Annotated in this window: 23 protein-coding genes and 1 riboswitch; of the genes, 19 read left to right on the top strand and 4 right to left on the bottom strand. The window is 48.4% G+C overall.

Translation table 11 applies throughout. From position 1 onward, the window contains the following. Window positions 1-189 precede the first annotated feature (189 nt). The 3 genes from LX98_RS07375 (at window position 190) to LX98_RS07385 (ending at window position 3,747) form a co-directional block, all read left to right on the top strand. On the top strand, window positions 190-1,275 hold the full coding sequence (locus tag LX98_RS07375) for an LptF/LptG family permease (RefSeq protein ID WP_496428289.1): 1,086 nt from the start codon (window positions 190-192) through the stop codon (window positions 1,273-1,275). Between the two features lie 28 nt (window positions 1,276-1,303). Continuing rightward, window positions 1,304-2,392: an LPS export ABC transporter permease LptG gene (gene lptG, locus LX98_RS07380; RefSeq protein ID WP_496428290.1), complete on the top strand. Its 1,089-nt coding sequence runs from the start codon at window positions 1,304-1,306 to the stop codon at window positions 2,390-2,392. Window positions 2,393-2,692: 300 nt separating this feature from the next. Further along, window positions 2,693-2,783: riboswitch (cyclic di-GMP riboswitch) on the top strand. 85 nt (window positions 2,784-2,868) lie between these two features. After that, on the top strand, window positions 2,869-3,747 hold the full coding sequence (locus LX98_RS07385; protein WP_496428291.1) for a FliA/WhiG family RNA polymerase sigma factor: 879 nt from the start codon (window positions 2,869-2,871) through the stop codon (window positions 3,745-3,747). A 10-nt stretch (window positions 3,748-3,757) separates the two neighbouring features. Here LX98_RS07385 and LX98_RS07390 read toward each other — a convergent pair whose 3' ends face one another. Beyond that, entirely contained in the window at window positions 3,758-4,327 is a 570-nt protein-coding gene (locus LX98_RS07390; RefSeq protein ID WP_496428292.1) for a cell wall hydrolase, read from the bottom strand. A gap of 440 nt (window positions 4,328-4,767) precedes the next feature. Between LX98_RS07390 and LX98_RS07395 the strand changes: the two genes are divergently transcribed. The 3 genes from LX98_RS07395 (at window position 4,768) to recN (ending at window position 7,614) form a co-directional block, all read left to right on the top strand. Then, window positions 4,768-5,328: a hypothetical protein gene (locus LX98_RS07395; protein WP_496428293.1), complete on the top strand. Its 561-nt coding sequence runs from the start codon at window positions 4,768-4,770 to the stop codon at window positions 5,326-5,328. Between the two features lie 167 nt (window positions 5,329-5,495). Beyond that, window positions 5,496-5,843 (top strand): thioredoxin, encoded by a 348-nt coding sequence (gene trxA / locus LX98_RS07400; RefSeq protein ID WP_312641866.1) that lies wholly within the window; start codon window positions 5,496-5,498, stop codon window positions 5,841-5,843. Window positions 5,844-5,868: 25 nt separating this feature from the next. Beyond that, window positions 5,869-7,614 (top strand): DNA repair protein RecN, encoded by a 1,746-nt coding sequence (recN, locus tag LX98_RS07405; protein ID WP_496428294.1) that lies wholly within the window; start codon window positions 5,869-5,871, stop codon window positions 7,612-7,614. 66 nt (window positions 7,615-7,680) lie between these two features. Here the strand turns inward: recN and LX98_RS07410 are convergent, their stop codons facing one another. After that, window positions 7,681-8,349 carry a DUF6445 family protein gene (locus tag LX98_RS07410; RefSeq protein WP_496428295.1) on the bottom strand — a complete coding sequence of 223 codons (669 nt, stop codon included), beginning with the start codon at window positions 8,347-8,349 and terminating at the stop codon, window positions 7,681-7,683. A gap of 231 nt (window positions 8,350-8,580) precedes the next feature. On the opposite strand from LX98_RS07410, the gene LX98_RS07415 reads away from it, so the two are divergent. After that, on the top strand, window positions 8,581-9,321 hold the full coding sequence (locus LX98_RS07415) for a HalD/BesD family halogenase (RefSeq protein WP_496428296.1): 741 nt from the start codon (window positions 8,581-8,583) through the stop codon (window positions 9,319-9,321). A gap of 21 nt (window positions 9,322-9,342) precedes the next feature. Here LX98_RS07415 and LX98_RS07420 read toward each other — a convergent pair whose 3' ends face one another. Both LX98_RS07420 and LX98_RS07425 read right to left on the bottom strand, forming a co-directional pair. Beyond that, window positions 9,343-10,122 carry a Stp1/IreP family PP2C-type Ser/Thr phosphatase gene (locus tag LX98_RS07420; RefSeq protein WP_496428297.1) on the bottom strand — a complete coding sequence of 260 codons (780 nt, stop codon included), beginning with the start codon at window positions 10,120-10,122 and terminating at the stop codon, window positions 9,343-9,345. Further along, window positions 10,119-10,892 (bottom strand): ribonuclease H-like domain-containing protein, encoded by a 774-nt coding sequence (locus LX98_RS07425; protein WP_496428298.1) that lies wholly within the window; start codon window positions 10,890-10,892, stop codon window positions 10,119-10,121. The genes LX98_RS07420 and LX98_RS07425 overlap by 4 nt, the downstream gene beginning before the upstream one ends. A gap of 110 nt (window positions 10,893-11,002) precedes the next feature. Here LX98_RS07425 and LX98_RS07430 point away from each other — a divergent pair, with 110 nt between their 5' ends. From LX98_RS07430 to LX98_RS07485, 12 genes are all read left to right on the top strand, one after another. After that, a complete protein-coding gene (locus LX98_RS07430; protein ID WP_496428299.1) occupies window positions 11,003-11,398 on the top strand; it encodes a cyclophilin-like fold protein in 396 nt (131 codons plus the stop codon). Then, a complete protein-coding gene (locus tag LX98_RS07435) occupies window positions 11,398-11,679 on the top strand; it encodes a DUF507 family protein (protein WP_496428300.1) in 282 nt (93 codons plus the stop codon). Before LX98_RS07430 ends, LX98_RS07435 begins: the two co-directional genes overlap by 1 nt. A 46-nt stretch (window positions 11,680-11,725) precedes the next feature. Further along, the gene (locus tag LX98_RS07440; RefSeq protein ID WP_312641850.1) at window positions 11,726-12,013 is read left to right on the top strand and encodes a DUF507 family protein; all 288 of its coding nucleotides are present in this window, start codon (window positions 11,726-11,728) and stop codon (window positions 12,011-12,013) included. A gap of 103 nt (window positions 12,014-12,116) precedes the next feature. Next, window positions 12,117-12,383 (top strand): hypothetical protein, encoded by a 267-nt coding sequence (locus LX98_RS07445; RefSeq protein WP_496428301.1) that lies wholly within the window; start codon window positions 12,117-12,119, stop codon window positions 12,381-12,383. Window positions 12,384-12,411: 28 nt separating this feature from the next. Then, entirely contained in the window at window positions 12,412-13,287 is an 876-nt protein-coding gene (locus LX98_RS07450) for a hypothetical protein (protein WP_496428302.1), read from the top strand. A gap of 110 nt (window positions 13,288-13,397) precedes the next feature. Further along, the gene (radA, locus tag LX98_RS07455; protein ID WP_496428303.1) at window positions 13,398-14,780 is read left to right on the top strand and encodes a DNA repair protein RadA; all 1,383 of its coding nucleotides are present in this window, start codon (window positions 13,398-13,400) and stop codon (window positions 14,778-14,780) included. Window positions 14,781-14,806: 26 nt separating this feature from the next. Then, window positions 14,807-15,592, top strand: a complete 786-nt coding sequence (locus LX98_RS07460; protein WP_496428304.1) for a hypothetical protein — start codon at window positions 14,807-14,809, stop codon at window positions 15,590-15,592. A gap of 52 nt (window positions 15,593-15,644) precedes the next feature. Continuing rightward, the gene (gene tsaB, locus LX98_RS07465; protein ID WP_496428305.1) at window positions 15,645-16,340 is read left to right on the top strand and encodes a tRNA (adenosine(37)-N6)-threonylcarbamoyltransferase complex dimerization subunit type 1 TsaB; all 696 of its coding nucleotides are present in this window, start codon (window positions 15,645-15,647) and stop codon (window positions 16,338-16,340) included. Window positions 16,341-16,384: 44 nt separating this feature from the next. Beyond that, complete coding sequence (gene rimI / locus LX98_RS07470; protein WP_496428306.1) at window positions 16,385-16,939, top strand: ribosomal protein S18-alanine N-acetyltransferase; 555 nt, start codon at window positions 16,385-16,387, stop codon at window positions 16,937-16,939. 47 nt (window positions 16,940-16,986) lie between these two features. Then, window positions 16,987-17,232 (top strand): DUF465 domain-containing protein, encoded by a 246-nt coding sequence (locus LX98_RS07475; protein WP_496428307.1) that lies wholly within the window; start codon window positions 16,987-16,989, stop codon window positions 17,230-17,232. A gap of 38 nt (window positions 17,233-17,270) precedes the next feature. Next, the gene (gene tatC / locus LX98_RS07480; RefSeq protein ID WP_496428308.1) at window positions 17,271-18,071 is read left to right on the top strand and encodes a twin-arginine translocase subunit TatC; all 801 of its coding nucleotides are present in this window, start codon (window positions 17,271-17,273) and stop codon (window positions 18,069-18,071) included. A 58-nt stretch (window positions 18,072-18,129) separates the two neighbouring features. Next, complete coding sequence (locus LX98_RS07485; RefSeq protein WP_496428309.1) at window positions 18,130-19,197, top strand: ligand-binding sensor domain-containing protein; 1,068 nt, start codon at window positions 18,130-18,132, stop codon at window positions 19,195-19,197. Window positions 19,198-19,223: the final 26 nt, after the last annotated feature.

Below are 19,223 nucleotides of genomic sequence, written 5' to 3' on the forward strand. Positions count from 1 at the left end.
CATTACAAAAACGAAGAGGATGTAGCACAGTTTGCAAAATCTGTCAATAAATGACACGAGGAAATTCATTCCCTACTATTCGACTTATAGGCTAATTATTTCGGATATTTGATTGAAAATGAGTAAAGGGGTCATGCTAATCACCCAACATATTTCATCACTCTCCACTTATTAGAATTGTCCAAGACCTTGATCAGACTTTTCGATCGGTACATTTTTTCTGAGTTGCTTCCCCCATTTCTGACCAGCCTGACCGGATTGTGTTTCATCATTTTTACAAAGGAAATGCTACGGTTGGTGGATTTAGTGGTATCCCGAGGAATCAGTTTGGCCGCCCTGGGGTCTATTGTGCTGCATTTGCTTCCTTCATTTTTAGTCCTAACCTTACCAATTGCCTGCTTAATTGCCTCAATTTCGGCCTTTAATCGTCTATCGTTTGACAATGAGGTCATTGCTATTCGTGCTGCGGGGGTCAGTTTCTGGCGAATCAACCTTCCTGTGGTGGTTTTTTCCGGCATGGTATTCCTCTTGACTGTATATCTTTCTCAATGGGGCCAGCCCTGGGCCAATGTGTCATTGAAGACTTTGGCTCTGAGCGTCATCGAAGATGAGTTGACTCTTGCGGTTGATTCGGGCGTGTTTAATGAACCGATCCCCGGACTCATGGTGTATGTGCCACACTCGGAGAATGCGTCTGGCGATAAGGGCATATTTATTTCGGACCAACGCAATCCGGAGCAACCCTTGATAATTGTGGCGGAAAATTTTCACATGTTGAAACAAAGCGAACGTCAGCAGTTTGGCATTCGATTGTTTAAGGGGGCAATTCATCAAATCCCCAAAGATGCCAATAGTTTTCATCGGGTCACCTTTGATACCTATGATTTTTGGCTATCTTCGCCTTTTACCTCCGTGAAAGATAAGACAAAACGAAAAACCTACGAAAACCTTACTCGGCAATTGGAGGAATCAGGGGGAACGGACGCAGGAGCCCTTCGTCGATTAGTAGAGTTTCATAAAGACACCGCCTTTCCGGTCGCCACCTTTGTACTGGGGTTGTTGGGCGTCCCGGTGGGGATTGTGTCGAAGCGGTCCGGGAAAGCTGGTGGGTTTGCGATTGGGGTTCTCGTGGTTATCGGATTTTATTTATTGAATGTATTGGGAGAGTTTCTCGTGACGACTTTGGTGATCTCTCCGTTTTTCGGTGCGTGGATGCCGAACATTATCCTGGCCTGCCTCACAGGATTCCTTCTATTTCAAGCTGGAAAACAATGATCCAGAATTCTTTCAAGCAAGTTAGATCATGAAAAAAATTTCTTGGTATGTATTTGGGAAATTTAGTCGCGTCTTCGTAATGTGTCTTGTAACCGTGCTGACGATTTATCTAGTCGTGGATTTTTTCGAAAAATTGCGAAAGTTTTTGAAATATGATGCAGACCTAACCGTTATTTTTAGCTTTTTTGTCTATCGAATTCCAGAAATTGCTTTTCTCTTAGCCCCGCTGGCGGCTCTAATGGCATCAATTTTGACGGTTTGTGGTCTTAATCGGACTCGTGAAATCACGGCGATGCGCAGTTGTGGGTTAAGTTTTTATCAGATTGCCATTCCCTTTTTTGTCTTTGGCGGGCTTGTGAGTGTCGTGGGTCTGAGTTTGACGGCCCTGTTGATTCCTCTGGCCAATATTAAAGCTGAATTTGTTCAATCGGTCTTAATCCAAAATAAACCAGAGCCCCTCTTACTTACTCCGGAACGTTTGTGGCTTCGGGTGGGACGCAATCACCTTATGCGAATTGATTCGGTGACAGAAGATGGGTATCGTTTAAATGGTATTCACCAGTACACGCTTGATGATCGCTTCAGTCTCAAAGGCATTCTTGAAGGAAAATGGGCAACATTTGTCGATGAGGAATGGATAATAGAGCATGCGATTGAGCGAACATTTCAGGATGAAGAACGCATGCAAGTGAATGGTATGACACGGCAGACGTTGTCTCTCTCTCTCACGCCTGATGATTTTCAGAATTGGCTAGCTCAGTCCCCAGAGCATATGTCCTTGTATCAATTGCATGACTATATTCAAGGGTTAATAGAAGATGGTCATAGTCCTCATCGTTTTTTAACTGATTATTGGTCTCGAATTGCGTACTCCCTTGTTCCTCTGGTGATGATATTGTTAGGGATCTCGGTGAGTCTCCGCGGAAGTGGTGTGCGTGAGGTTGGAATAGCTAAAGGGCTTGGGCAAACCCTGGCAATAGGGTTTTTTTTCTGGGCTGCGCATTCGGTAGGCATAGTTTTAGGACGAAATGGAGCGGTGTTGCCGATCATTGGCAGTTGGATTGCCACAGTCATGTTTTCGATCATCGGAATTAATCTTTTTTTAAGGCTAAAATGAGGGATCCACGATTGTCATGAAGAGCACTGGAAGGAATGTGTGATTGAGATTTTGACCATCCGTTCCTGATCACCATTCGTATTGGTTTTTGATGCTGTGCAATGTATGAATTTGTCAAGTTTTCTCATAAACACGCAAGGGATTTTCTTAATTCCCCCTGACTCGGATCCGATAACATTTCCATGGAGATAGAGTCGAAGAGTAGGGGAGATTCCGAAGATCCAAGGCAGACAGTTATTCGGAAAACTTCAAAAACCCACCGCTTACATGAGGTTGTAATTATCGAATAACGAATTCAACAGGTGACAAGGGCAAACTATCCGTGAGGGTAGGGCGCAAAGCCAAGAAACCCTGAGAACGTTGTTGTTTCAGGGTTCGTCTGGTTACCGAACTGTGTTGGTAGATCCATGCGTTCGTTCATGCGCCCATTCCCTGGAATTGGGCGCTTTTTTTGGTCACCCTGGAAAGGCCAAAATATGGACGAAAACGCACAATCTTTCACAGAGACAGTAGTTGGTATTACAGAACTCGACTCGTCTCACCTCGCTTCGGTTAGTCCAAAAAAAGCAGAACATACGGAAGCACAGGTCCAGCTCGATCAGGAACATGTTGCCCGGGTTTTATTAGAGTTTCTCCCGATCATTCGTCGGATGGCTGGAATTATGGCATTCAGGAATCCCTTTTCCCTGGATGTCGAGGATTTGACCAGCGCAGGGGCTATGGGGCTGTTATCAGCCTTGAAGCGCTATGATCCAACACGCGATATTAAATTTCGCACATTTGCCGAATATCGTATTCGTGGCATGATGTTGGATGAAATTCGGTCGATGGATTGGGTGCCTCGCTCTGTTCGATCTCGCCGAGATCAGGTGCGACAAATAGTTGAAGAGCATCTTCAGAAAAATGGGGTGCCACCGACTACACAGGAATTGGCCACGGTGTTGGGCGTACCCATTGAGGAAATAGAAGGAGTGGGCGGGTGTGATCCTCGCTTAATTAGTCTGGATGAGCCGGTTGGGCAGGGAGAAGATGAGTGCACCCTTCGTGATGTTTTGCCGGACGTTAACCATCTGGACCCTTTTGTGGCCTGTGCGGATGCAGAAATGAAAGCGGCACTGTCAGCGGCGCTGCAGACATTATCGGCACGCCAGCAAGAGGTACTTCAATCGTATTATCATGCGGGATTGACGATGAAAGAAATTGGTCGGCAAATGGGTCTGACCGAATCTGGCGTCTGCCGGGTGCATTCCGGTGCCATTCGGCATCTACGCATAGAGTTGAAACGTATTGAGGATGGGGGACCCAGTGCGCCTCGACCCAGGAATTTGCGAAAAACACCCGTTGGCCGTGACTAATTAAACTAAATTAAATTGTGTGCTTATTAAAAAATTCGTGTCCCCCAATTTGTGCCACTTTACGGTTGACCTGAGCCCACCGGGGAGTTTTGACCAGTTGAGGATTATAAAATAGTACAGCCCCATCCACCACTTTGCGCCCGTCTTGTACAACCTTCCAGGCTAATAAACTATCCTGCATGATTCGATTTGTTTGATCAAATTCCACTTCTTCTGGATTACGTCCCATCCATGGTTCAAACTGTTTTGCCCGAAGAACTGTGCCCTTGACCGTGCCATCGCTGTGGTATTTGAGAGCCATTCGGTTCCGAATGACGGCCGCGACGGCTAACTTTCCAGCAAAACTTTCACCACCGGCTTCCAGATAGATAGTGAGGGCGGCTAAAGTGTCGTCGCTGTGGCTAGATTCCTGCGAATAAATTATTTCTAGAGGCAAAGTTGATACAGACGAAGGAGACGAAAGAACGGATGCAATATCGGCCGAATTTACAGGAGTTGGTGAGACTGGGAGTAAGCATATGGAGAAGGTTTCTATACAGATGATGAGGATACAAGACAACAGTGTTTGGTTTCGTTTCATTTTATCCCTTTAAATCTTGATGGGTTTAGAGTTTTTACTCATTGTTTTTGTTTAGATATTGAGAAGTCAGGTTTAAAAAAATGCTTCTTGGTCACGGCCTTTCGCAAAGTACATGCCATTGACGGTTTAGATTGTTCAATGGAATGTGTTTATGGGAGTCTTGCGTTGTAGGGAGGAGTCTGGTGTTAGACTTTTTGTGTTTTCCTAAATAACAAGTGGCCTTTATCCAGCATTGTGTCGTGGTTTCGGGACATCAAAGAATAGGCCAGCCCTATTTCATGCAATAGTGATTGGAAATAGGGCGATTTCGAGATTCTCGTACTGATCAAAAATCTGACAATCTTAAAAATGGGTTCAGTGAATCAACGAAAAATATGCAGAACGAACAGAGGTCTATCGAGAATGATGTCTGTTGCGCGATTTTAGTGATGGAGGAGAACATGAGCATTTCGTCGGTGAGCGAAAGAGTAAGGGAAATGATGATGTGTCTCGGAGTGGGAGTAATTCTTCTTGGGACATTACCGCTTTCAAATGGTTGGGCTCAGTCAGATCAGACGCCTATCCTACCTATGCAATCTCTTGCGCACGCTAAAGTGTATTTGATGGCCGGAGATTACCGTCGAGCAGTAGAGGCTTGCCAGGAAAATATTGACCGCAATCCCTCGGTTGAAGCATACGTGTATTTGGCCTATGTCTATGAGGCAATTGATGGCTATTTAGGATCATTGGCAAAGCAGGAGGATTATGTGAAAGTGGAGCAATTAGCGCTGAATTTGACCGCACGGGATATTCTCGATCTCATTGATCCGCCAAATGTCATGCCACGTATGGCGCAAGAACTCATTCATGAAGGCATTCGGCAACAATTTGATGTGACAGCAGCGATGGCTAATCGGTTGAGTCGGAAACGGACGGATGAATTGTGGGCACAACAAACCCGTTGGCGTGAATTGAAGCCTGATTCATGGTGGACCGGAACCCCGGATGAATGGCAGTGGTGAATTCTATCCCTGCCTTGCCTGTGAGTGAAGAGATCAATCAGATCACACAGGATGCCACTCTGGAGATAGGTTAATCGTATTTGAGTGAGTTGACAGTCCGATAAGAGCGGTTTTAGGATGCCTAGACAGTCTGGACATTTTGTCGTATTTATCCAAGGAGGCAGTCAGTGTCTGATTTAGTGGCCAAAGCCGATGCAGCGAATTGGGATGGGGAAGTACTGAAATCTTCAGAGGTGGTGATGGTGGATTTCTGGGCGGTTTGGTGTGGACCCTGTCAAATGGTGGCCCCAATCGTCGATGAGCTTGCACAGGAATATCAGGGCAAACTTAAAGTGATGAAGCTCAACACCGATGATGCTCCAGAAGTTGCGGGCAAATATCAAATCATGAGTATCCCAAGTATTCTCTTCTTCAAGGGTGGCCAAGTTGTCGAAAAAATTGTTGGTGCAAGACCAAAGCAACAATTCAAACAAGTTATTGACTCGCTCCTGGCTCAATCCACGTCTCCTGCCTGATCAGCGAGACCGATGACTCGGTGTTATGCTGACCGAGCTGCGTATCTCCAACTTTGCCCTCATCGATCAACTCCATTTGGAATTTCCCCCTGGGTTTCTCGTCTTAACGGGGGAGACCGGAGCTGGAAAATCTCTTCTCATTGATGCTCTGGTGTTAATCACCGGGGGACGAGCCTCCGCCGAGCATATTCGGTTTGGTGCCGATGAAGCTCTGCTGGAAGCCTGTTTCGTCATCCCACCGACTCATCCTCTTTCGAGCAGATTGCAAGGGGACGGATACCTCCTACCCGATCAACAGGACATTATTGTTCGTCGGATGTTATCGCGGTCGGGAAGGAATCGCAATTTCTTAAATGGGCAACTTGCCCCTCTTCAAACGATTCAAGACATCGGCCCTCAATTGGTAGATATCCATGGCCAACATGATCAGCAATCATTGCTCTCCCCTAAAACCCAGCTCAAATTGCTGGATGCGTTTGGGAATCTTGAGGATGTCGTCGGATCCTATCAGGTGATGCACCGAGAATGGGTCGAGAAAAAGGCGGCTTTGGATGAATATGTGGTCAGGTTACGGGATCAAGCCAATAGGCAAGATATTCTTCAATATCAATATGACGAGCTGGTCAAGATGCAGTTGCAGTCCGGAGAAGAGGAGACTCTCAGTCAGGAATATCATCGGTTGAAACATAGCGGTCGATTAGGAGAATTATCGAATCAAGCCTTTACGGCATTACATGAAGGCGAACGATCGGTTCTGGATCGTCTGGGTGAGGTGACTGAGTGGATACAAGAGCTTGCAAAAATTGATGCGCACGGTGAGTCGTGGGTTCCGTTGTTGGAAACAGCGAACATGTCGTTGCGGGAAGTGACCGATAACCTTCGGGATTATAGGACTCGAATTGAATATGATCCTGAGAGAATGGATCTGATTGATAGTCGGTTGGCCGGTCTTCAGCGGCTGAAAAAGAAATATGGAAAGCCGGTCGAAGATTTAGTGGAACTTACCAAGACCCTCGAACATGATTTAGCGCAACTCCAAAATGGAGAAGAGCAGGTGCGGTATCTGCAAGCAGAAGTGACCAGTCGATATGAATCGATGAAGGCCTTGGCGGAAGACTTGTCGGCCAGGAGGAAAACAGTTGCGAAGCATTTGGTCAAAGAGATCAAGCAGGAATTAGCGGCTCTTAAAATGTCAGCAATGGAGGTGCAGGTTAATATTGAAATGGCCAACGGAGACAATCGATTTGGGGCGGCAGGAATGGATCGTGTTGAGATGTTACTGGCTCCCAATCCGGGAGAACCGTTGATGCCATTGGGCCGGATTGCATCGGGTGGAGAATTGTCTCGAATTATGTTGGCCTTAAAAACCGTGTTTGCGGAAAATGATCAGACGCCTGTTGTCATTTTCGATGAAATTGACAGTGGGATTGGTGGGGAAGCCGGCATAGTCATGGGAAGTCGATTACGGCAATTGGCTCAATTTCATCAAGTGTGTTGTATCACCCATCTTCCGCAGATTGCCTCTCAGGCTCATGCACAGTTTGTGGTTGAGAAAACAACGCTAGAAGACCGAACCCTAACGAATGTCCACGAAGTCTCAGGAGTTCATCGTGAAACCGAAATCGCTCGCATGTTGGGAGGAGGCACGCTAACTCCAACTATCAGAAAAACCGCCGGTGAAATGCTGGATCGGGGAAGCAGTCCTCATGTAGTCACCAGTCACAATAGGCCAAAAAAGAAACCTGCTAAAACCTCATCTAAATTCGAATGAGCTTGGTACATTCAGGTTAGCTCTTCATAAACGAGTGGATAGCTCTTTCTTAGTGTTCGAGAATTGTCAGGATCCGCATTTCCAAAAAAACACGACAGCCATTCGTTTTGAAGCTAACGCATGGTCCCAGCCAAAATATCCTGTTGCAGAATGGATGAGATCCGATTTATAGGCAACTAGGCGGTTGAAGACATACGGGACCTCTAGGATTTCCTTGAACATGGTAGGATCCATTTCCTGTGATATCCCAGGCACTTCGCTAAGACTTTCATAATCTTTTGGGCAATAGTTGCCGTCTGGTGGTTCACCGGGAAGATGCAATCGGTAAAAGGATGTGCCGCAATGTGATGTGGGTGGGCTGGGATGGAGGTAGAGGACGGCGGCGTAATGACAAATTCTGGCAGAGTCGACATGTGGACGAGCGACCCCCTCAGCTCCTCCGCATATCTGAATGTGATTGTGTCCGGAAAGTCCTGCCTCGTTATGCGATTGGGGAGTGAGGCTGGGAATACCTAAATGTGTGGTCACGTAGCTTTCCACGGTGCGCAGTTCATCGGGAGTCAGAGCTCCAGGAGCCCGCATGCCGGGCCAGGGTTCCGGGCGCCAGGGGGATCCCAAGGTCCAGGTTGGAATGGCCATACATCGTTGGGCAATCTCTAATGCGTTGGGAAGGGCCTGATCCTGAATCCAATAATCCTGGCCATGAATTAATTCGCGATAGGGAAGTCGGTTCATGAATACAAGCCAGACAGAGTGTTTGATCAGAGGAAAAATTGTGAGATGACATGGAAATTGGTGGATGAAAATGGGCACCATAAAACGTCGGTCAGGGTGAGGTCAAGCGGAAGTATTGTTTGATAGCCTGGTGAGAATGTGAAGGTTGTCATGATAAGCTATGGTTAATGACGACATTGAAAAAAGGATAGACTGAAAGTTTGGCGTCTGAAGGGATGAAGGAGAGTGACTATGCTCAATCCAGCGGTGTCCGAGATTGATCAATTGTTGACTGAGACACTTCAGGGCATCAAGGTTGAAGAGGCCACGCGTCAATACTGGGAGCAGGGTGAGTTCTTGGCTTTAGAGCATTTGTTCCCCACTCAGGTTGTTCAGGAATTTATGCGGGAAGTAGAGCGCGTGCGGCCCCAAATCAATCGAAACTTTATACCAGGGCATAAAAAGGGGGGAAGTGTCAGTTTTTATCTTCTGCAGCAGTCGGCTCCGGCCATTCTTGCGTTCTATCATCACCAGGGATGGATCGACTTCTTGAGCCGAATTGCCGGGGTTCCATTAATGCTGTGCCCCGAAGAGGATCCCCATTCCTGTGCACTGTATTTTTACACCGAGGCTGGAGATCATATCGGGTATCATTATGATACCTCGTATTACAAAGGTGAACGATTTACGGTTTTATTGGGATTGCAGGATCAATCAAGCAGCCGATTGGTCTGTCGTTTACATACCAAAGAAGAGGGTCGAGAGGTAAAAGAATTATCCCTACTGACGGACCCCGGCACATTTATTTTTTTTAACGGCGATAAATTGCATCATGCCGTTACGCCGCTGGGGGCTGGAGAGGAGCGGATTGTGCTCACACTTCAATACGTCACCAACCCGTCAATGGGTCTGGCCCAACGGTGGTTTTCGAATATGAAAGATGCAGTGGGATATTTTGGATGGTCGGCCATGTTTCGAAAACCCCACCGTTGAAAACTTTCTCCACGTCCCTCCTCAGTGCAACGCAATTAACACGACAGTCGTATTGTCTTCTCCACCTAATCGGTTGGCAGTATCCACTAGTGTTCGGCATATCGCTTCGGCCTGTGGAGCTTCTTGGCGGATAATAGTTTGAATCTCCTCATCAGTCAGCATTTTTGTGAGTCCGTCTGAACACATCAGAATAAGATCTGACGGCTCAAGCGGGTAGGTCCGAATGGTAGGTCGTGTTTCAGGATCAATTCCAAGGGCTTTGGTTAACACATGCCGAAGGGGGTGAGTGCGAACCTGTTTGGCTGTAATGAGATTCAGGGCCAACCGTTCCTCCATAAGGGTATGATCTTTTGTCCAGAGCGAAAGTGTGCCCTGCCTAAAGAGATAGGCGCGGCTGTCGCCGGCATGTGCCACGCTTGCATGATATCCTGTAGGAGAATGCGTGATGGCGACCATGATAATGGTTGTTCCCATTCCTTTCAGGGATTCGTCCTCTGCTGCTGCTTTTCGAATACGTTGATTGGCGGATTCAAGAGCTTGATTCAGCAGCGATTCTAATTTGTCAGGTCGAACGTAGGGAGAGGTTTCAGTCGAGAGTTGAGTTCGAACGACTTCGGGAATGGCTTTGACCGCAATCTGGCTGGCGACCTCGCCCCCGGCATGTCCACCCATCCCATCTGCCAACACCCACAATTGTAGGGAATTTTCGAGTGAAAAGGCATCCTGGTTCAGTTTTCTAACCAGACCAAGATCTGTCAGTCCGACGCCGGTCCATTTGTCAGAGCGCTGCTTGGATGTCATAGGGAAGCAATATATTCAGGGAGTCCATGACGTTGGACCAGACGGTTATAAATAAGGTCGGCCAAAGGCTCCAGGTTTTTGCAATCTGCCTCATTGTATTGGATGAGTACATCTCTAGAGTTCGATTGTCCGAGTTGCCATTCTCCCCACAAACGGACCGCATCCCATCCCGTCAGTCCTTCCAGCAAAGTCGGGCGATAACAGCCTATTTCGGTTTCAATTGCCTTCAGCCCACCTTTTAATCCGAGGCGTCTGGCCGCAAAGCACAAGTCGATATGGGGATGATCCAGACTCAAGTCTGGATATTTGGCCTTCAGAAAAGGCAAGTCAAAGCCTGAGCCAAAGAAGGTCACGAGAAGATCGTACGAGGCAAATTCCGCCTGCAAGCGTTCACCGGATAAGTTTTCTCCCTGAATCAACGTGGTCATGCGACCTTTTCCGTAAATACCCACCACTGTAATTTCGCCATCGGGTAACGGAACGCCGTTTGTCTCAATATCCAGAAACGCTGCCTGAGATCGAAAATTGGGATAAAGACGCCAGTGGTCGCGCGCTTTCAGGATGCGGGTGAAAAAACGGGAATTCTGTGCCTTCCACTGTTTTTGTGCTTCCAGAATGTCTTCATCGTATTGGGCTTTTCGAAACGGGGAAATGCGGGGAGCGATGGGTTTCTCGAGGAAAGTGTCCCATGTGCCAATGCCATCCTCCCACCAGAGGCGTTCAGTGGATTCTCCAATGCCGGGTAAAAAAAGAAATGTGGATTGTAACATTATTCTTAACGCGAAGAGAGCCTAATTCTAACCTTGATTTCACCAAGAGGACAAGCTACATTCGAAGCAATCTTGAGATCTTCTTTCATTCGTAGCATAAGCGAGAATATATGGAATTCCGTCCACAGAAAATTAAAATGACCATCGGTGGGATCCAGGTCATTGCACAACTCAAACCGAATCGAACCGCACAGGCTGTGGTCGAAGCTCTTCCCATTGAGGTCCCCGTGAACCAGTGGGGAGAAGAGTTTTATTGCAACATGCCGGGGGTCAAAGACTATCGAGAAGTTGCCACCACTCAGGTAAAAGTTGGCGATGTCGCTTTTTGGGGCATGGGGGGGATGTTGGCGGTCTTTTTTGGACGCACTCCCATGAGCCTCGGAGATGATCCGGTTCCTGCTGATCGGGTGAACGTCATTGGAAAAGTGATAGGTGATCCGAAAGTGTTGAGGGAGGCCACAGGGGCGTCCCTTATGAGAGTGGAACAACTTCCTGAAGGAACCTGATGCGACTCAATAAAGTTCGCGTACATCATATGGCCGTCTCAGTCATTGAACGATTACAGTCGAGTGGATTGTTACACATTCAAGGAAAACCGGAAGTGGTGATTCAGAAATTGGAAACAGCCATTCTATCCGAGTTGCAGGTGGAAGATCGTTTGAATGCGGATGTCCGGGAGATGTTGAAACAGTTTGAACGAGAGTTTGCGGAAGGTCGAGCGGATTATCAGAAAATGTTTACGATGGTGAAGCAAAAGCTCATCAAAGAACGCGGGGTCATTTTATAGGGTATATGGCAGAATAGACTTTGAATGCCGTAGGACTGAATTGCTAATGAATACACCCATTCTCAGCGACGAAAAACAAACACACCTTGCGCATGTCATTCTGACCAGTGTCACCGACATGCCCGAGGCAAAGATGATTGGCGATTCTGCTCATGCTCTTCGTGAAGTGAAGCGCGTGCTGGCCGAGCACATGAAAGCAGAGGAGGAGCTGGTTCAAAAAGTGCGGAGTCGATTGCAATCATATGCACGGCCGATTCCAGAAGGTTCCCAAGAGTGGGATGTCCTTTATCAAAAAACCTACCAGGAAGAATTACGTAAGCGGAACCTAACCTGAAGAACTCCTCTTTGCTCCCTTCCAGATTTCTTACTTTTCTGCGAGTGGGCCGACAGCTCTTTTATCGTGCAGGTGCTTATCCCTGGAACTCTCTTGAGGGCCAATGGTATGGTTTGTGAAGGGTACTCTCGTGAATGATCGTGAAAAGACCATGCATGCTCTTGGAGCCGCCACCCTCTCCATTTTACCGGGGATCGGTCATCTGTACTTAGGTGTCAAACGCGGGAATATTTTCCTGGTCTGTGGGATTCTTTTAATGATTATTTCCAAGTTTTTCTGGCCGACAGGTTGGCTAATTTATATGCAATTTTCCATTCTGGCGGGCTTCGATGCGTTTGCATTTGGTAAGCGGGGAAGAGGATTATTTTAACCATTGCCAGCCACATGGAGACCGTAAAATGAAGCAAGGCGATCGTCCCCTGACGAGGTTAGTGAGGTTGGTGTTGCTAGATTGGGGTATGAGAATTTTGGTGACCGTGATTGGGCTAAATGCTTCAATGGCTCAGGCGGCTAATTTGTCGGTGACTGATTTGCTAACATCTCCCGGGAAGCCCATTCAATTACAGGCACGTTTAACCAATCCCGAGGCAGAAGGCGAGATTGGTTTGCCGGACCAGCCCTTGGAATTTATTGTGCATGGTCGGACAGTGGGTCAGGCGAATACCGACGCGCATGGGTGGGCTCGGCTCGACTTTACTCCTAGTATGCGGGGGAATTTGTCAATCATTGTGAAGGTGGTGACACCCTCTAAAACCGAGGCTATCGAAGGAAAAGGGGTCCTCCTATCCTGGGAACGTCGTCGCCCAATATTGCTAATTGATTTGGCGGTGTTAGTGGAAGGAGAGCTGGTCATGGATCCGCCTCCGCCTGAACTCTATGAGGATCCGGGCCTCATATTGGGAGATGCCCATCCAGCAGCAGCGGCAGAATTGGGCAAGCTCGCGCAATTTTATTACAACCTTGTGTATCTGGATTTGACCGGGCGAGGGCATCTTGAACATATTCAGGATTGGTTGCGCGAGCACCAATTCCCTCCAGGAATGATTAGAATCCTTCCGAAGACGCCAACGGCATTGACCGAACTCATCCACGATCTGAAAACAGAGGGTTGGGAAAAAGTGAGTGGTGGTATCGGGCGCACGGCAGATTTTGCGGAAGTCCTCGTTCAAAATCGCTTGCAAACCGTGATTTTACCGCCACCACAGACAAAGGGTCGGTTTCCACGTCGGGCCATTGTCCTCAATGATTGGTCACGTATCCGACGGCATCTCTGATGGAGACAGTTTGCAAAAAGCCGGTCGACGAACGGTCCAACGATCGGATGTGGGCAATGGAGAATGCTAAATAATTTTGTACTCATGAGCCAGATGGTAGGGAAGAAGTCTTGGTGAAGGCACCACGACCCAAAACTCGTTTTGTATGTCAGGAATGTGGATACCAAGGCGTCCGCTGGAGCGGTCGGTGTCCGGAGTGTGCGCAATGGAATTCCTTACGAGAGGAGGTTGATCGAGATCTTTCAACCCTTCAAGAGCGAAGTGTCGCGGGAGGAACACCAGAGGCTCTTCCAATCAGCTCTATCGTACAGACTCAGGAGTTTCGTCTTCAGGCTGGTATTGAAGAACTGAATCGAGTGCTTGGTGGGGGAGTGGTTCCAGGATCGGTTATCTTAATTGGAGGCGATCCTGGAATTGGTAAAACGACACTTTTGCTCCAAACCCTGGCCTCCCTGGGAACGGCCAAACAAGTCGGGTTGTATGTCTCGGGAGAAGAATCACCTCAGCAAATTAAGATGCGAGCAGATCGTATAGGTATTCAATCCCCCAACCTGTATGTGGCTGCTGCCACCTCCCTGGAAGAAATTTTCAAGGTGGCTGAGCAGATGAATCCCGGTGTCATTGTCGTAGATTCCATTCAAACGGTTTTTACGCAGGAACTCACATCAGCGCCAGGTAGTGTCAGCCAGGTTCAGGAGGTCGGCTGCCGCCTGATGTGGTATGCCAAGCGGACGCATGTGCCTATCTTTATTATCGGGCATGTGACGAAGGAAGGCGTGATTGCCGGCCCAAGGCTTCTGGAACATATTGTCGATACGGTGTTGTATTTTGAAGGAGACAAAGGCCAGAGCTATCGAATTCTTCGAGCCGTGAAAAACCGTTTCGGGCCGACCAATGAAATCGGGGTTTTTGAAATGAAGGATGAGGGGCTGACCGAAGTTGGGAATCCTTCGGAACTGTTTTTAACGGGACGAATTGGACATGGTGCCGGATCTATTGTCGTGTCGAGCGTGGAAGGGTCTCGGCCCTTATTGGTTGAGTTGCAGGCTCTGGTCGCGGAGACCACCTACCCTATGCCGAAACGTATGGCCAAAGGTGTGGAAGTGAATCGGGTGTCCTTGCTGTTGGCCGTTCTAGAAAAACGATTGGGGTTGCACTTTACCGGGTACGATGTGTACGTGAACGTGGTAGGAGGGCTTCGGATTGATGAGCCGACGGTTGACGTGGGCATCGTATGTGCGGTGCTTTCCAGCTATCGGGAGTTAGCGTTGGATCCCAGATTGGTCGTGATGGGCGAGGTCGGGTTGGGTGGAGAGGTCCGGCCAGTGCAACATGCGGACTTACGCATTCGTGAGGCGATGAAATTGGGGTTTCAACGCTGCGTGGTTCCTGAGCCGAATCTTAACCAATGGAAACCTGTGGCTGGCATGGAAGTCGTTGGGATTCGTGATATTGGGGATATTTGGGAGGCGGTTGTAAGTCCTGCCTCATAACCGGCGTGGTCTATCGGATTTTCATAATGAATGCTGTTAGTCGCTTGTTCTTGTTTCCACTGGTGTTCCTTGTCGGATGCGCCGGAATGTTTCAAGGATCGTTACAACTGCTTGAAGACGAGCCGGACCGACAGGAGGTATTCCAAGCCTTACGTCAAAAAGAGTCGACCATTCGCACCCTTCGAGGATTATTTCAGGCGTCCATCTCTGGCTCTGGAGTGCCGCTTTCCCAAAATGTCCTTGGCACGGTATCGTATGTGCACCCCGATAATTTGGATCTGAAAACCTTTATCCGTATGGGTGTTCCCGTGATGAATTTTCATCGTAGGGGCAACGAATATGAACTGTATTTATCCGGTGAAGACAAGGTAATCACCGGAAGAGTAGATGAACCTCAGGAGCGTTCGCCCTGGGATCACACCGTGATGCTGAGCCTTCGTGCTTTGGATGCCATGTTGGGTAAGGTCTCGAGGGGAGTCGGTGAGGAGGCTCGCGTATGGAAAAATAACGAACACTATCGCATTGATCTGGCTGCAAACCCATCCTCATCTCACTCATCTCAGGATGATTTCACCGTACGGACCTGGGTGGATGCCCAGACCCTGGATCTGACGTCGATTGAATACCGACGCTCGTTCGATGACATTGTCGTGTTTATAGAATGTGAAGATTATCGAGAGGTGAAAGTCACCACGGGCGAAGTAAGCGCTCCGGTTCGATTGCCGTTTCTGGTTCGGGCGACAGACTATCGACCCAGCGGAGGATCCATTACCCTGCACTTCCAGGAGTTTATCGTCAATGCGGCCTCGTAGTTGCCCCTATGCATCCAGCAATCATTAATCGGTAGGTCAGGATCCATTATTTATGTTGTTTTTAGCTCTAGAATCTGCAACCTCTCATCAGAGTGTGGCCGTGTTTCGGGACCAACAGCTGCTAGCCAGTCTGGCCTGTGAGCCGGGGCAACCTTTGACCCCGCAACTCATCCCCACCATTGATCGGCTGTTATCCTCGGTCTCTTTGCAGTTATCAAATCTTGAAGGGTTGGTAGTGTCCATAGGACCGGGGACATTCACCGGATTACGGGTGGGATTGGCGACCATGACGGCCTTCCGGCTGGCTTTACAAATTCCTTTGGTGGGGGTTTCCACACTCGAAGGGCTTGCCTGGAATCATCCTGGTACCGAGCTCCCTCTGCTCAGTACTATCGGTATTCGGCAGGGGATCGTGTATTGGGCACTGTTCCGTTGGGAGAATCACCAGATGGTGTGCGTGAAAGAGTCACAAATTGGGGACATCATTGAGGTCTGTGGCGGACTGACCGAACCGACCGTTGTGCTCGGAGATGGGTGGATGCAGAACCGGACGACTCTCCTTTCAAAAGGGTTTTCTCTTGTCGAAGCTCCTCCGGATGAGCAATGGCCATCAGCCAAAGGGATTGGAATGGCAGGACGGGTCCTGCTGGCACGAGGGGCTCTCCTTCCTCTAGGCTGCACCCCACATTATATTCAGCCATCGTATGCAGAAATTTCGAAAACGAAAAGCTTGGATCCCATCGGGTGAGACTTTTTGGATACCTGTTCCTGTGAGATCAGAGGAGTGGAGTTATGGACACAAATGCCCCTGCCGTGAGAAGTGAACTATTACACCATGAGGGTAGTCGATTGGCCACATTGGCTGATTTGGACGCATTGGTGAGTCTGGAAGAGTCCTGCTTTTCTGTCCCCTGGTCGAAAAAAAGTTTCGAAGCCGAATTGCAAGGGAATGCCTTTAGCCGAATTCTTGTCATTTCAGGTTCAAGTGACCAACAGGAAATTGCCTTGCTGGCCTATTGCTGCGTGTGGGTGATTTTTGAAGAAATCCGCTTTTTAAATCTGGCGGTTCACCCTCATTTCCGTGGACAGGGATTGGCTAAGCAGTTAATTTTACAAGCTTTATGCATCGGGAGTGCTCAGGGATGTTGTCGGGGGATGTTAGAGGTTCGGAACTCCAATCAAGAGGCGAAACGTCTCTATGAGAGCTTTGAATTTAAGGAATATGGCAGAAGAAGTTCCTACTATACGAATCCAAATGAGGATGCTATCCTTATGATTCTGGAGCCTCTGTTCAAGCCTAAATCTGATAAAAACGATCTCCTGGGGATCCCGGCCGAATGTAAATAAGAAACGGTCACCAGTTCAACATTCACTACTAACACAGGAGGGCACCGATGGTGACGGACGAACAAATCGCCGAAAATTTGCGGGCATCCAATGTGGAGTATCAGGAGTTGGAGGAATCCCATCACCGGTTGGATCTGGAGCTTCAGCAGTTATTGAAACACCATGTGTTGACTCCTCAGGAAGAAATTCTTAAAAAACATTTACAGAAGGAAAAGCTTGGCAAGAAAGATCGAATGGCCGCATTGATTCGTGAACATCGTGCCTCACGTGATAATGCCCAAACACCTGGATAATCCGAACGGCTACTTCGCACTTTAAGTCCCACTTTCTAATGGCTGCTTTTTCCCCTACCATGGCCATGAATGCGGTGGTGCATCCCCTTCAGCGCCACATTCGTGATATTAAACGCCGGTTACTGATCGTGGGAGCCACGATCATGGTGTTTTTTGTTATAGCATTTTCCTACTCATCCATTCTCATCGACTGGTTTAAACGGCCTTTTGAAGATGATCTGATTTTTTACGCTCCGGCAGAGGCATTATTTGCCTCCATAAAAATCTCTTTTATGGCGGCGGTGATTGCCAGCGTCCCTATCATTCTGTACCAATTTTGGAAATTTATTGAGCCGGCGTTGCTTCAGAAGGAGCAACGATGGGCCGTGCCGCTTTTCTTCCTCGGGTTGGGGTTTTTCCTTCTGGGGTTGGGGTTTTGCAATATGGTGATCCTGCCGTTGGTCATCAACTTTTTTGTCACATTTGGCATGGATCGAGCCATTACTCCAGAATTAGCTGTCGGCACCTATGTCGATTTTAACGTCAAATTTCTTCTGGCGTTTGGCTTTGCGTTTGAAATTCCACTGGTGCTTTCTCTCTTAGCCCGCGTGGGTGTCATTCAATCATCTGTCCTAATTCGGTTCCGAAAGCATGCGGCTCTGGTGGCGTTGATTCTTTCTGCGGTGATCACCCCGGATGCGACAATGTTTACCATGCTGTTAATGGCTGTCCCGTTGATCATTCTATATGAAATAGGCATTTGGGGGGCAAAGGTCTTTGGGCGTGCTCCTCTGCCGGCGGGGGAGCAGTGTGAAGCGACTGAGGAGGGAGAAGCACCCGACCATGCAACAAAAGGCTAAACGGATTAGACCCGTTCACCAATCGACCCGAATCTCAAGGCCTCTATGGAATTGCCTTGTGGGCACAGTTGCCTCGTTCTGGCTTATGGGATTTTCCGGAATGGGAGAAAGTCATTCTCTCATATCGCCGCTGTTTTCCGTCTCGAATATTCCGTCTCTTCATCCGGATGACTCCCAAAACACCCAAAAAGGATTTTCCCCCAGTATTCAAACCCTCGTGGTGACCCCGGACGGAGTCGTCTATGCAGGATCCTTTGGAATGGGGCTCTTTCGGAGCCAGGATAAGGGTAAATCCTGGGAGCCGTTGAATCGAGGCTTGACTGACCCTTTCTTGTTGTGTCTGGCCGTGATTCCTGGGAAGCATATCTACGCCGGGACAATGCGTGGTGGAGTATATCGGCTTGAACTCAAGGGGACGACGTGGGAGTCCATTGGAACCGGATTACATGAGTCGGAAGTCAAATCATTTTTGGTTCACCAGGATGTCGTGTATGCGGGAACAGGAACCGGGGTGTATCGGTGGGTTGAAGCCGAGAAACAGTGGGACACTGTCGGAGCCGGATTGGATCGGATTCTGGTTCCGGGCCTTGCCATCATGGATGATGGCAAGCTGTTAGCGGCGACTTCTGGCAAAGGTCTCTTTCATCTGGAGACTCAACACTCCTCTCCTTCTACATGGGTAGACTCCCAATCCATATTTGTCGATCCACGGGAGCGGTTGCCGCATCGCTATCTCCGAGTCATTGCCGTCAATGAGGCGCAACACATTTTTTTAGGGACACAGGATGGGGGGATTTTCACGAGTACGGATCGAGGCCATTCCTGGTCCTCCCTCAGTCGTAATCTTCCCAATGATTCAATCAGAAGTATTGTCCCCGATCATAAAGATGTCATTGTGGCGACCGGAAACGGAATTTTTCGATGGAAAACCGAACAGCAAAAATGGATGGGCATGAATACCGGGTTGACCAACCTGGCTATTCAAAGTCTCACCATATCGAATGCCGGGGAGTTATATGCGGGGACCAGTAGCGGAGCATTTCGGAGTCAAGACGGGGGTGCGCATTGGACGAATATTAGCCAGGGGTTGGGTGTCCAGTTGGTTCCCAAGGGCCCTTATGAATAAATCGATGTCACGGAAAGGACGGGATG

The sequence above is a fragment of the Nitrospira marina genome, assembly GCF_059568365.1.